This is a genomic window from Stenotrophomonas sp. 28608_Sma (assembly GCF_056486185.1).
This window is the reverse complement of the sequence record NZ_CM151308.1, coordinates 4,907,965-4,920,345: the sequence shown is the minus strand read 5'-3', so window position 1 is coordinate 4,920,345 and position 12,381 is coordinate 4,907,965. Positions and strand designations below refer to the sequence as shown.

Sequence of the window (12,381 nt, the reverse complement as noted above, 5' to 3'; positions counted from 1 at the left end):
GCGGCATCACCTTGCCACTTGGGAGAGAGGGCAACATGAGCCACCGTACGTTGAAAGCCGTGCGCAAACCTTTGGCGGCCTGCCTGTTGGTCGCCCTGGTCGCACCGGGCATGGCGTTCGCTGAGACCGCCAAAGAAAAAGCGCTGGAAGCACGCGTTGCCGAACTGGAACGCCAGGTCCAGCTGCTGCTGTCTTCGCAGCAACAACAACAGACCCAGATCAGCCAGACCCAGCAGGCGGTGACCGAAGTCCGCACGGTGCAGGCCGAGCAGAAGCCGGTCGCCTCGGTGCCGGCGGGCAAGCAGCCGATCCAGGTCACCACCATCACCTCGGGCGCCGCACCGGGTACCACGGTCAAGATCGGCGGCTTCATCAAGGCCGATTTCCTCGCCACCCAGACCAGCGATGGCCAGCTGGCCGACGACGCCACCGGCCGCTCGCTGTACCTGCCAGGCCAGACCCCGGTGGAAGGCGCCGGCGGCAGCGGCAGGCGCTCGGGCACCGATTTCAACGCCCACGCCAAGTTCTCGCGCTTCAACCTGGGCATCGACAACGTGAGCGAATCGGGCAACAAGGCCGGTGCGTTCTTCGAGATGGACTTCTTCGGCAATTCGCTGGGCAACCAGACCGCGACCAATACCTACGGTGTGACCCTGCGCCACGCCTACATGTACTGGAACAACTGGATGGCCGGCCAGACCTGGTCCAACTTCATGGATGCGGCCGCACTGCCGGAAGCGGTCGACTTCGTCGGCCCCACCGACGGCGTGATCTTCGTGCGCCAGGCCCAGGTGCGCTACACCCAGGGTGGCTTCAGCGTCGCGCTGGAAAACCCGGAAACCACCACCCTCACCGGTACCCGCAACCCGGTCACCGGCGCCTGGACCAACGCCAGCGCCAACTCCGATCGTGGCAGCCTGCCTGATCTGACCATGCGCTATGGCTGGAAGGGCGACTGGGGCACCTTCGGTGTCGGCGGCATCGTCCGCCAGCTGAAGGTCGACAACCAGGCCACCGGCGCCAAGGCCGACAAGGTGGCCGGCGGCCTGACACTGGGCGGCAAGTGGGTGATGGGCGACAGCGATTCGCTGCACTACCAGCTGACCGGCGGCGAAGGCATCGCCCGCTACATCGGCCTGGGCATCACCGCCGATAGTGCCTACGACGTTGCCCGCGACGAGCTCAACCCGACCGGCGTGCTTGCCGGCTACGTGGGCTGGCGGCATGCGTTCTCGCCGAAGCTGCGCACCAACCTGATCTACGCGCGCAGCGACTACGACAACGACAGCATCCTCGGCCCGCTGGTGACCAAGAGCGTGCAGAGCATCCGCGGCAACATCTTCTACTCGCCGCTGCCCAAGGTCGATATCGGTGCGGAGCTGATGTATGGCCGTCGCGAAGTGGAGAACGGCAACAAGGGTGACATCACCCGGTTGCAGTTCACCACCAAGTACAGCTTCTAAGAGCGTGCCGGCCAGCGGCCGGCACCTACCGAGATAGGGTGCCGGCCAAGGTCGGCATCTACCGAGATGGGGTGCCGGCCAAGGTCGGCATCCACCGAATTGAGTGCCGACTAACGTTCGGCACCCACCAACAACGATTGCTTCGGAGGGGAAGCGTCCCATGTCCAGTACACCCAGCACCGCCCATAAAGCGGGCACCCTGACCAAGGGCCACAAGAAGGTCATCTTCGCCTCGAGCCTCGGTACGGTCTTCGAGTGGTATGACTTCTTCCTGTACGGCTCGCTTGCAGCGATCATCGCCAAGCAGTTCTTCAGTGGCGTCAATGAAACCACGGGCATGATCTTCGCCCTGCTGGCCTTCGCCGCCGGCTTCTTCGTGCGTCCGTTCGGCGCGGCCTTCTTTGGCAGCCTCGGCGATCGCATCGGCCGCAAGTACACCTTCCTGGTCACCATCCTGATCATGGGCATCTCGACCTTCCTGGTCGGTGTGTTGCCCAACTACGCCTCGATCGGTTTCGCCGCACCGGTGATCCTGATCATCCTGCGCCTGGCCCAGGGCCTGGCGATGGGCGGCGAGTACGGCGGTGCCGCCACCTACGTGGCCGAGCATGCGCCGGACGACAAGCGCGGCCTGTACACCAGCTTCATCCAGTGCACCGCCACGCTCGGCCTGTTCATGTCGCTGCTGATCATCCTGGCCTGCCGCTACTTCCTCGGCAACGAAGCCTTCGAAGCCTGGGGCTGGCGTATTCCGTTCCTGGTCTCGATCCTGCTGCTGGGCGTGTCCGTGTGGATCCGCCTGCAGCTGAGCGAATCGCCGCTGTTCCAGCAGATGAAGTCCGAGGGCAAGGGTTCCAAGACGCCGTTCCGTGACAGCCTGAAGGGCGGCAACCTGAAGCTGATGCTGCTGGTCCTGCTCGGCGCCGCAGCCGGCCAGGCCGTGGTCTGGTACGGCGGCCAGTTCTACGCGCTGTTCTTCCTCAGCAGCATGCTGAAGGTCGACGCCACCACCTCCTACCTGCTGATCGCGGCCGCGCTGGCGCTGGGCGTGCCGTTCTTCATCTTCTTCGGCTGGCTGTCCGACCGTATCGGCCGAAAGAAGATCATCCTGGCCGGCTGCCTGCTGGCGGCCGTCACCTACATCCCGATCTTCAAGGGCCTGACCCACTTCGCCAACCCGGCCATCGAAGAAGCCCGCAGCAGCTCGCCGGCCCTGGTCGTGGCCGATCCGAACACCTGCTCGTTCCAGTTCGATCCGGTTGGCCTGCGCAAGTTCACCAGCTCCTGCGACGTGGCCACTGCCGCGCTGACCAAGGCGGGTGTGCCGTACGACGTGCAGCCCGCCGCCGCCGGTTCGCTGGCGATGGTGAACGTCGGCAGCGCCAGCGTCACCTCGTATGAGGCTGCTGGCCTGACGAAGGAGGACGGCAAGGCCAAGGCCGATGCGTTCGGTGCGGAACTGAAGACCGCCCTGACCACCGCCGGCTACCCGGCCAAGGCGGATGGCGCCCGCATCAACATCGCCGGCACCATCTTCATGCTGTGGCTGCTGGTGCTGTACGTGACCATGGTCTACGGCCCGATCGCCGCCTACCTGGTCGAACTGTTCCCGACCCGCATCCGCTACACCTCGATGTCGCTGCCGTACCACATCGGCAACGGCTGGTTCGGTGGCTTCCTGCCGGCGATCTCGTTCGCGCTGGTGGCCGGTACCGGCAACCTCTACTACGGCCTGTGGTACCCGATCATCATCGCGCTGATGTCGGTGGTGATCGGCGGCCTGTTCCTGCGCGAGACCAAGGACGTGGATATCACCAAGTAACCGGCGTGCCGACCAACGGTCGGCACCCACCGGGTTTCAGGGGCCGCGGTGCAGACCGCGGCCCTCTTTTTGGTAGTGCCGGCCGCTGGCCGGCAAATACACGATGTCTGCCGGAGATCCATGGGGCTGCCGGCCAGCGGCCGGCACTACCATTGCGTTGCACAGCACGCCGTATAGTCGGCCCATGACCACCACCGCCCCAGCCGACCTTCCCGCCACCCTGCGTGCCCTGCGCAGCACCTGGCAGTCGCAGCGGCCCACGCTCGACCAGCGCGAAGCCGACCTGCGCCGCCTGCGCGAAGCGCTGAAGCCACGCTTGGATGAAATGGCGCAGGCCATCGCCGACGACTTCGGCCACCGCGCCCACGTTGAATCGAAGCTGGCCGATGGCATGAGTGTGCTGTCGGCCATCGACCACCTGCGCCGCCACCTGCGGCGCTGGTCGAAACCGCAGCGGGTCGGTGCCGGCTGGCGGCTGTGGCCGGCGCGCGCGCAGCTGCGGCCGACGCCGCTGGGCGTGGTCGGGGTGATCTCGCCCTGGAACTACCCGGTCACGCTGGCATTGGTGCCGCTGGCCACCGCCATCGCCGCCGGCAATCACGTGTTGCTCAAGCCCTCCGAACACACGCCGTGCACCAGCGCGTTCCTGGCCGATCTCCTGGCCAGCGTGTTCCCGCCCGATCGGGTGGCGGTGGTGCAGGGTGGGGCGGATGTGGCGGCGGCGGTGTCCTCGCTGCCGCTGGACCATCTGCTGTTCACCGGCTCGACGGCTGTTGGCCGCAAGGTGATGGCTGCCGCCGCCGAGAATCTGGTGCCGGTCACGCTGGAACTGGGCGGCAAGTCGCCGGCGATTGTCTGCCGCGATTTCCCGCTGGACAAAGCCGCCGCGCGGCTCGCCACCGGGAAATGGTTCAACGCCGGGCAGACCTGCATCGCGCCGGATTACGTGCTGATCGACACCGTGCGCCAGCGCGAGTTCGTACAGGCGCTGCAGCAGCAGATACGCGAGCGCTACGGCGACTTCAGCGATGCCGACGATTACACCCGCATCATCAACGAAGGGCAGTACCGGCGCCTGCAGGGTTATCTGGCGCAGGCGCGCGAACGCGGTGTGCCGGTGATTCCGCTGGCTCAGGTGGACGATGCGCGCGCTGATCGTGAGCGGCTGCTGGTGCCGACCGTGGTGCTGGACCCGCCGGACGACCTGGACCTGATGCGCGAGGAGATCTTCGGGCCGATCCTGCCGGTGCGCGCCTACCCGGATCTGGATGCGGCGCTGGCCGACGTGCTGTCGCGCGACCGGCCGCTGGCGCTGTATCCCTTCAGCCATGACCGGGCCACGGTGGAGCGCATCCTCGGCCAGGTGGTGGCCGGCGGGGTGACAGTGAATGACACGCTGCTGCACTTCGCCGCCGATGGCCTGCCGTTTGGCGGGGTGGGGGCCAGTGGCATGGGGGCGTACCACGGCCGGGCCGGGTTCGATGCGATGAGCAAGCGGCTGCCGGTGCTGTGGCAGTCGCGCTGGGCCGCCAGCGACCGGCTGCGACCGCCGTATTCGAAGATTGCGGGGTTGTTGAAGTTCCTCTTGCGGTGATCGGGTTCCGGTAGTTGCCAACCTTGGTTGGCACACGGTGATTGCTGGCGCCAACCAAGGTTGGCGTCTACGGGGGTATATGGGCGCCCATCAAGGCCCACCCGGGTAGAATGGCCCCCATGAAGATCGCCTCGTGGAACGTCAATTCGCTCAATGTCCGCCTGCCGCACCTGGAGCAGTGGCTCAAGGACTTCGGCCCGGACATCGTCGGTATCCAGGAAACCAAGCTGGAGGACCACAAGTTCCCCGATTCGGCGCTGATCGCCGCGGGCTACCGCAGCGTGTTCGCCGGCCAGAAGACCTACAACGGCGTGGCGCTGCTGTCGCGTGAGCCGGCGCAGGACGTGCAGATCGGTATTCCCGGCTTCGAGGACGAGCAGAAGCGCGTCATCGCCGGTACCTTCGGCGACCTGCGGGTGATCAACCTGTACGTGGTCAACGGCCAGGACATCGGCACCGACAAGTACGACTACAAGCTGCGCTGGCTGGAAGCGGTCCATGCCTGGATCGCCGAAGAACTGCAGCGGCACCCGAAGCTGATCGTGATGGGCGACTTCAACATCGCCCCGGACGCGCGCGATGTGCACGACCCGGAGGTGTGGAACGAGAACCACATCCTGACCTCCACCGCCGAGCGCGGCGCGCTCAACAAGCTGCTGCAGCTGGGCCTGCACGATGGCTTCCGCCTGCACAACGACGAGGCGGGCACCTTCAGCTGGTGGGATTACCGTGCCGCGGGCTTCCGCCGCAACCTGGGCCTGCGCATCGACCTGACCCTGGTCTCCGACGCGCTGAAGGGCAGTGCGGTGGCCTCGGGCATCGACCGCGAGCCGCGTACCTGGGAACGCCCGAGCGACCATGCGCCGGCGTGGGTGGAAGTAGAGTCGAGCTTGCTCGACTGATCTCCCATGCAGTCGAGCAAGCTCGACTCTACAGAACGGGGCCCGACGATTGCCGGGCCCGTTCTGGAACACCTGCCGGCCAGCGGCCGGCACTACCCTCAGATCACCGTATGCTCTTTCGGGTGAACAGGTTGACGATCGCCAGCAGGATCACCGCACCGATCAGCGAGAACAGGAAGGTGCGGATGGTGATCGCTTCGTTGATGCCGCCGCCGAACAGCCAGCCGGAAATCAGCGCGCCGACGATGCCGACCACGATGTTGAGGATGATGCCCTGCTGGGCATCGCGCTTCATGATGATGCTGGCCAGCCAGCCTACGATGCCGCCGACGATCAGCCAGATGATGATGCCCATGATCGAACCTCCGGTGGGGAACTGTGACCAGTTGACGCGCAGGGCCGTGAACCCGTCGTGGAATTGCGTGACGGGCGCGTGCGGATGAGCCTGCCAGCCACCCTCGATGGCCCGTGGCGCTTCGGCCCGGTGACGGTCTGGCGGCGCCCGCACGTGCCGGGCCACCGCGGTGAACCGCAGGCGCGGCAGGTGCTGGCGCAGGCGCTGGGCGCCGACCCGGACACGCTGCCGCTGGTCCGCGATGACAAGGGCCGGCCGGAGCTGAGCGGCGCGCTGGCCCACTACGGCACCGGCTGGAGCCACAGCGGCGAGGTGCTGCTGGTGGCGCTGGGCGAGGGCGTGCGGCTGGGCGTCGACCTTGAACTGCTGCGCCCGCGGCCGCGTCTTCTGGAAATCGTGCAGCGCTTCTTCCACCCCGAGGAAGTGGCCTGGCTGGAAAGCCTGGACGAGGCCGGGCGCGAGCACTGGTTCTTCCGCGTGTGGTGCGTCAAGGAGGCCATCCTGAAGGCGCACGGGCAGGGCATCTCGTTCGGCCTGCACCGCCTGCAGCTGGCACCGGGGGCCGATGGCGCCCTGCACCTGCGCTGGTGCGACCCGGAACTGGGCGAGGCCGCGCGCTGGCACCTGCACGAATGGCAGGCCACCGGCCAGTTCCGCGCCGCATTGGCCTGGTATCCACACTGAAGCGGGGAATCAGCGCGCAAAACCGGCGATAATGGCGGCATGAGCGAACACCCACTTCCCGCCAGCGTGGCTGCCACGCTGGAACAGGGCCTGGCCAGCATGGGCCTGGACGCCGCGCTGGCGCCGCCGCTGCTGCGCTACCTGGCCCTGCTGCACCGCTGGAACGGCACCTACAACCTCACCGCCATCCGCGACCCGCAGGAGATGGTCACCCGTCACCTGCTCGACTCGCTGGCGATGCAGCCGTTCGTGGCTGACGGCAGCCTGGCCGACCTCGGCACCGGCCCCGGCTTGCCTGGCATCCCGCTGGCGATCGCCTGCCCGGGCCTGCAGGTCACCCTGGTGGAGAGCAACGGCAAGAAGGCGCGCTTCATGCGCGAGGCCGTGCGCCAGCTCGGTCTGGGCAATGCCCGCGTGGCCGAATCGCGCGCCGAGGCGCTGGACGAAGCTGGCCACTACGACCAGCTGACCGCGCGTGCGATGGACACCCTGGCCGGCATCGTCCGCGTTGGTGGCCACCTGCTGCGCCCCGGTGGCGTGCTGCTGGCCATGAAGGGTGTCTACCCGCATGAAGAGATCGCGGAGCTGCCGGCTGGCTGGCAGGTGCGCGAGGTGACCCCGTTGAGCGTGCCCGGCCTGGCCGGCGAACGCCACTTGGTCACTGTTACAGGTCCCTGATTCCCGTCGCCAGCCCCTTGTGGAACAAGAGGTTGGCGATCCACGATTTCCGCAAGGGCCCGGTTGTACGCATAATGACCGGTCCCAGCACACGTCGACGAGGCACACCCGCATGGCCCGCATCATCGCCATCGCCAACCAGAAGGGTGGCGTCGGCAAGACCACGACCGCCGTCAACCTGGCCGCTTCCCTGGCCAACGCACCCAAGCGCGTGCTGTTGGTCGACCTGGACTCGCAGGGCAACGCGACCATGGGCAGCGGCGTGGACAAGCGTGAGCTGGCGGCCTCCACCTGCGATCTGCTGCTGGGCGAGAACAGCGCCGCCGATGTGCGCGTGCAGACCGCCGAAGGCTACGACCTGCTGCCGGGCAACATCGACCTGACCGCCGCCGAGATCCAGCTGATGGGCCAGAGCGAGCGCGAGCAGCGCCTGAAGCGCGCATTGGCGCCGATCCGCGACGAGTACGACTACATCCTGATCGATTGCCCGCCGGCGTTGTCGCTGCTGACGCTCAACGCGCTGGCCGCCGCCGATTCGGTGATCGTGCCGATGCAGTGCGAGTACTACGCATTGGAAGGCCTGAGCGCGCTGGTGGAAACCATCGAAGCGCTGCGCACCAGCCTGAACCCGGCGCTGGAGATCGAAGGCGTGCTGCGCACCATGTTCGACGTGCGCAACAACCTGGCCAACGCAGTGTCGGCCGAGCTCACCGAGCACTTCGGCGACCGCGTGTTCCGCACCATCGTGCCGCGCAACGTGCGCCTGGCCGAGGCGCCCAGCCATGGCCAGAGCATCGTCGGCTACGACCGCGCCTCGCGCGGTGGCGTGGCCTACCTGGGCCTGGCCGGCGAGATCATCCGCCGCAACAACGAACGCAACAAGGCCGCCAAGGCCGTGGAGACCGTCTGATGACCAGCAGCAAGCCGGCAGCCAAGAAGCGAGGCCTCGGCCGTGGCCTGGACGCGCTGCTGGGCCCGAAAGGCGCGGTCAGCCAGGTGCAGGCCACCACTGCGGTGATCGAACCGCTGCCGGGTGAAGTGCTGCGCAAGTTGCCGGTCGGCCAGCTGCAGCCGGGCAAGTACCAGCCGCGCCGCGAGATGGACGAGGGCAAGCTCTCCGAGCTGGCCGACTCGATCAAGTCGCAGGGCGTGATCCAGCCGATCCTGGTGCGCCAGCTGCCGGCAGGCAACTACGAAATCGTCGCCGGTGAGCGCCGCTGGCGCGCATCGCAGCTGGCCGGCCTGGACGAAGTGCCGGTGGTGGTGCGCGAGCTGGAAGACCGCACCGTCATCGCGATGGCGCTGATCGAGAACATCCAGCGCGAAGACCTCAATCCGCTGGAAGAAGCCGAGGCGCTGCAGCGCCTGATCAGCGAGTTCACCCTGACCCATGCCGAGGCCGCCGAGGCCGTCGGCCGCTCGCGCGCGGCGGTGTCCAACCTGCTGCGCCTGCTGGAGCTGCCGGTGGCGATCCGGCTGCTGCTGGAAACCCGCCGCCTGGAAATGGGCCACGCCCGCGCGCTGCTGACCCTGGCTCCCGAGCTGGCTGGCAAGCTGGCGCAGGAAGCGGCCGATGAAGGCTGGTCGGTGCGCGAGGTCGAGCGCCGTGCGCAGGCCTTCGCCGCCGGCAAGGTGCCGAGCAACCGCCCGGTGGCGACGCCGAAGGTGCAGCAGGCCGACATCGCCTCGCTGGAAACCGAACTGTCCGAAGCACTGGGTGCCAAGGTGGCGATCAACCACGGCCGGGGCGGCAAGGGCAAGCTGATCATCCACTACACCGATCTGGATACCCTGGACGGCGTGCTGGAAAAGCTGCGTACGCGCCAGGGCTGAGCCCGGCGCAGCGCCAGGGGGTGCGGCCTGTTCCCGCCGCGTCCTGCAGATGACAGGGAACGCACCGCCGCGCGTGCCGGGGATGCACTGCTCTCCGGTCCGTGGCCTCATCCAGGGAACAGGACATGAGCAACGAATACGAGGACGTCAGCCCGGACGGCACCCAGATACTGGTACATCGCCGCGAAAAGGACTTCGTGCCCGCCATCGGCGAAGAACAGCACATCGAGGCGATCAGCGCCCACCTCGAACGCCATCTGGGCCCGGTGTCCGGTGTCTTCCACGAGATCATCTCCGACCTGGTGCACATCGACGTGCACGTGGTGCCGGCCAATGACCACTGCCCGTACCTGCGCCTGGTCACCTCCGGCATGAGCGACCTGCCGATGACCGTGCCCGCCGAGGTGGACGCGGATGTGCCGCGCTACATGGAGCTGATGGTGACCCTGCCGGCCGACTGGCCGATCTCCCAGGACGCCTTCGAGGACGAGCGCAATTACTGGCCGGTGCGCCTGTTGAAGGGCATGGCGCGGTTGCCGCATGAGTACGACACCTGGCTGGGCTTCGGCCACACCATTCCCAACGGCCATCCCAGCGAGCCCTACGCGCCGGGCGTGGGTTTCGACGGTGCCATCGTGCTGTCGCCGGTGACCGCCCCGGAGGACTTCGCCACGCTGGCGCTGGAGGACGGCAGAACCATCAGCTTCATGAGCCTGGTTCCGCTGTACCCGGAAGAGATGGACCTGAAGCTGAAGAAGGGCGCCGACGCCCTGCTCGACCGCTTCGATGCGAAGCAGATCAACGATGTGATCGAGCCGGGCCGGGTCAACGTCGCCAGGAAGCGTTTCGGTTTGTTCTGAGACCGGTAACATCAGGGGCCTGAATTTCTGCTTCCGGGCCCCTGCCATGACCATCCTGCTTACCGGCGCTGCCGGCTTCATCGGTGCCTATACCGCCCGCGCGCTGCTGGAGGCGGGCCAGCCGGTGGTCGGCCTGGACAACTTCAACGACTACTACGACCCGCAGATCAAGCGCGACCGCGTGGCCGCGCTGTGCCCGACGCTGGACCTGCGCACCCTGGACCTGACCGACCAGCAGGGCCTGGCTGCGCTGTTCGACGAGGTGAAGCCGACCGCGGTGATCCATCTGGCTGCACAGGCGGGCGTGCGCTATTCGCTGGAAAACCCGCAGGCCTACGTCGACAGCAACCTGGTCGGCTTCGTCAACATGCTCGAGCTGTGCCGCCACCGTGGCGTGCAGCACCTGGTCTATGCCTCCAGCAGCTCGGTCTACGGTGATTCGGCCACGCCGCCGTTCTCCGAGGACCAGCGCGTGGACCAGCCGCGCTCGCTGTATGCGGCCACCAAGGCGGCCAACGAGCTGATGGCCTACACCTACGCGCAGCTGTACGGCCTGCATGCCACCGGCCTGCGCTTCTTCACCGTGTATGGCCCGTGGGGCCGGCCGGACATGGCACCGTTGCTGTTCTCGCGCGCGGTGCTGGCCGGGCGGCCGATCGACGTGTTCAACGAAGGCCGCATGCAGCGCGACTTCACACATGTCTCCGACATCGTGTCCGGTATTCTCGGCGCGCTCGCGCATCCGGCCGATGGTCCGGTACCGCACCGGGTGTTCAACCTCGGCAACCATACGCCGGTCGAGCTGGAGCGCTTCATCAGCGTGATCGAGCAGGCCGCCGGTCGCCCCGCGCAGAAGGTCTACAAGCCGATGCAGCCGGGCGACATGGTGCGCACGATGGCCGATACCCGGCGCGCCCATGACGCATTCGGCTTCGACGCGGTGACCCCGATCGAAGCAGGGTTGCCCCCCGTCGTGCAGTGGTGCCGCGAGTATTTTGGCGACCGCGCCTGAGGAGGGATCCTCACACAGCCGGATTCATCTTCGGATAACCTCGGCTTCGGAGAATGCGCGGTCTTTGTCCCCCTTTGGCCGAGTGCCTTATGAGCCAACCCGAGCTTTCCGTTGTCGTCCCGGTGTTCAACGAACGCGACAATGTCGCCCCGCTGGTTGCCGAAATCACCGCCGCACTGCGTGGGCGGCTTCCGTTCGAGATCGTCTACATCGACGACCACTCGCGCGATGACACCCTGGCGGTGCTGCAGGGGCTGAAGGCGACCACGCCGGAACTGCGGGTGCTGCACCACGTGGACCAGAGCGGGCAGAGCACCGCCGTGCGCACCGGCGTCAAGCACGCACGTGCGCCGTGGATCGCGACCCTGGATGGCGATGGCCAGAACGATCCGGCCGACATTCCCAAGCTGCTGGCCGCGCGCGATGCCGCCGAGGCGCAGGTGAAGCTGTTCGCCGGCTGGCGCGTCAACCGCCAGGACAGCGGCAGCAAGCGCTGGGCCAGCAAGTGGGCCAATGCCATCCGTGCACGCATGCTGCGCGACGATACGCCCGATACCGGCTGCGGCATCAAGCTGTTCGAGCGCAGCGCGTTCCTCGACCTGCCCTACTTCGACCACATGCACCGCTACCTGCCGGCGCTGATGCAGCGCGCCGGCTGGAAGACCACCAGCGTGCCGGTCAACCACCGCCACCGTACCGCCGGTGTCTCCAAGTACAACAACCTCGGCCGCGCCCTGGTCGGCATCCGTGACCTGCGTGGCGTGGCCTGGCTGATCACCCGCAGCAAGCGCACCGCGGTGGAGGAGCGTTGATGGATCTGGAGCTGCACTGGCTCGACCAGCCGCTGACCTGGTTGTACTGGACCGGCCTGCATGTGACCGGCTGGAAGCTGATCGGCTACACCGGCGCGCTGATGTTCGGCGGCCGCTGGCTGGTCCAGTTCATCGCGTCCAAGCGTGCGGGCAAGCCGGTGATCCCGCGCTTGTTCTGGTACATGAGCGTGGTCGGCAGCCTGATGACGCTGAGCTACTTTCTGTTCTCGGCCAAGCAGGACTCGGTGGGCGTGCTGCAGAACCTGTTCCCGGCGTTCACCGCGCTGTACAGCCTGCAGCTGGACATCAAGCACCGGGGCTGGAAGCGGGACAAGGCCAGCCACTAGGACTTCGGGGCCTCATCCG

Annotated in this window: 13 protein-coding genes; 12 read left to right on the top strand and 1 reads right to left on the bottom strand. The window is 67.1% G+C overall.

Annotated elements, in window-relative coordinates:
- The first annotated feature begins 35 nt into the window (after positions 1-35).
- The 4 genes from ACZLHH_RS23160 (at position 36) to xth (ending at position 5,781) form a co-directional block, all read left to right on the top strand.
- Positions 36-1,463 (top strand): DcaP family trimeric outer membrane transporter, encoded by a 1,428-nt coding sequence (locus ACZLHH_RS23160; RefSeq protein WP_180844894.1) that lies wholly within the window; start codon positions 36-38, stop codon positions 1,461-1,463.
- Positions 1,464-1,623: 160 nt separating this feature from the next.
- Positions 1,624-3,285: an MFS transporter gene (locus ACZLHH_RS23155; protein WP_180844893.1), complete on the top strand. Its 1,662-nt coding sequence runs from the start codon at positions 1,624-1,626 to the stop codon at positions 3,283-3,285.
- Positions 3,286-3,469: 184 nt separating this feature from the next.
- On the top strand, positions 3,470-4,879 hold the full coding sequence (locus ACZLHH_RS23150) for a coniferyl aldehyde dehydrogenase (protein ID WP_180844892.1): 1,410 nt from the start codon (positions 3,470-3,472) through the stop codon (positions 4,877-4,879).
- Between the two features lie 119 nt (positions 4,880-4,998).
- Positions 4,999-5,781: an exodeoxyribonuclease III gene (gene xth, locus ACZLHH_RS23145; protein ID WP_049455824.1), complete on the top strand. Its 783-nt coding sequence runs from the start codon at positions 4,999-5,001 to the stop codon at positions 5,779-5,781.
- 103 nt (positions 5,782-5,884) lie between these two features.
- Here xth and ACZLHH_RS23140 read toward each other — a convergent pair whose 3' ends face one another.
- Entirely contained in the window at positions 5,885-6,136 is a 252-nt protein-coding gene (locus ACZLHH_RS23140; RefSeq protein ID WP_005411656.1) for a GlsB/YeaQ/YmgE family stress response membrane protein, read from the bottom strand.
- 84 nt (positions 6,137-6,220) lie between these two features.
- Here ACZLHH_RS23140 and ACZLHH_RS23135 point away from each other — a divergent pair, with 84 nt between their 5' ends.
- The 8 genes from ACZLHH_RS23135 (at position 6,221) to ACZLHH_RS23100 (ending at position 12,362) form a co-directional block, all read left to right on the top strand.
- On the top strand, positions 6,221-6,820 hold the full coding sequence (locus tag ACZLHH_RS23135) for a 4'-phosphopantetheinyl transferase family protein (RefSeq protein WP_049399162.1): 600 nt from the start codon (positions 6,221-6,223) through the stop codon (positions 6,818-6,820).
- Between the two features lie 39 nt (positions 6,821-6,859).
- Positions 6,860-7,498 (top strand): 16S rRNA (guanine(527)-N(7))-methyltransferase RsmG, encoded by a 639-nt coding sequence (gene rsmG, locus ACZLHH_RS23130; protein WP_012512505.1) that lies wholly within the window; start codon positions 6,860-6,862, stop codon positions 7,496-7,498.
- Positions 7,499-7,610: 112 nt separating this feature from the next.
- On the top strand, positions 7,611-8,408 hold the full coding sequence (locus tag ACZLHH_RS23125; RefSeq protein ID WP_005411653.1) for a ParA family protein: 798 nt from the start codon (positions 7,611-7,613) through the stop codon (positions 8,406-8,408).
- Positions 8,408-9,331 (top strand): ParB/RepB/Spo0J family partition protein, encoded by a 924-nt coding sequence (locus ACZLHH_RS23120; protein WP_005411652.1) that lies wholly within the window; start codon positions 8,408-8,410, stop codon positions 9,329-9,331. The genes ACZLHH_RS23125 and ACZLHH_RS23120 overlap by 1 nt, the downstream gene beginning before the upstream one ends.
- Positions 9,332-9,456: 125 nt before the next feature.
- Positions 9,457-10,191 (top strand): suppressor of fused domain protein, encoded by a 735-nt coding sequence (locus tag ACZLHH_RS23115; RefSeq protein WP_180844891.1) that lies wholly within the window; start codon positions 9,457-9,459, stop codon positions 10,189-10,191.
- Positions 10,192-10,237: 46 nt separating this feature from the next.
- On the top strand, positions 10,238-11,203 hold the full coding sequence (locus ACZLHH_RS23110) for an NAD-dependent epimerase/dehydratase family protein (protein WP_049424262.1): 966 nt from the start codon (positions 10,238-10,240) through the stop codon (positions 11,201-11,203).
- Positions 11,204-11,292: 89 nt separating this feature from the next.
- Entirely contained in the window at positions 11,293-12,015 is a 723-nt protein-coding gene (locus ACZLHH_RS23105; RefSeq protein WP_010482377.1) for a glycosyltransferase family 2 protein, read from the top strand.
- Positions 12,015-12,362 carry a lipid-A-disaccharide synthase N-terminal domain-containing protein gene (locus ACZLHH_RS23100; RefSeq protein WP_005414908.1) on the top strand — a complete coding sequence of 116 codons (348 nt, stop codon included), beginning with the start codon at positions 12,015-12,017 and terminating at the stop codon, positions 12,360-12,362. The genes ACZLHH_RS23105 and ACZLHH_RS23100 overlap by 1 nt, the downstream gene beginning before the upstream one ends.
- The last annotated feature ends 19 nt before the right edge of the window (positions 12,363-12,381 follow it).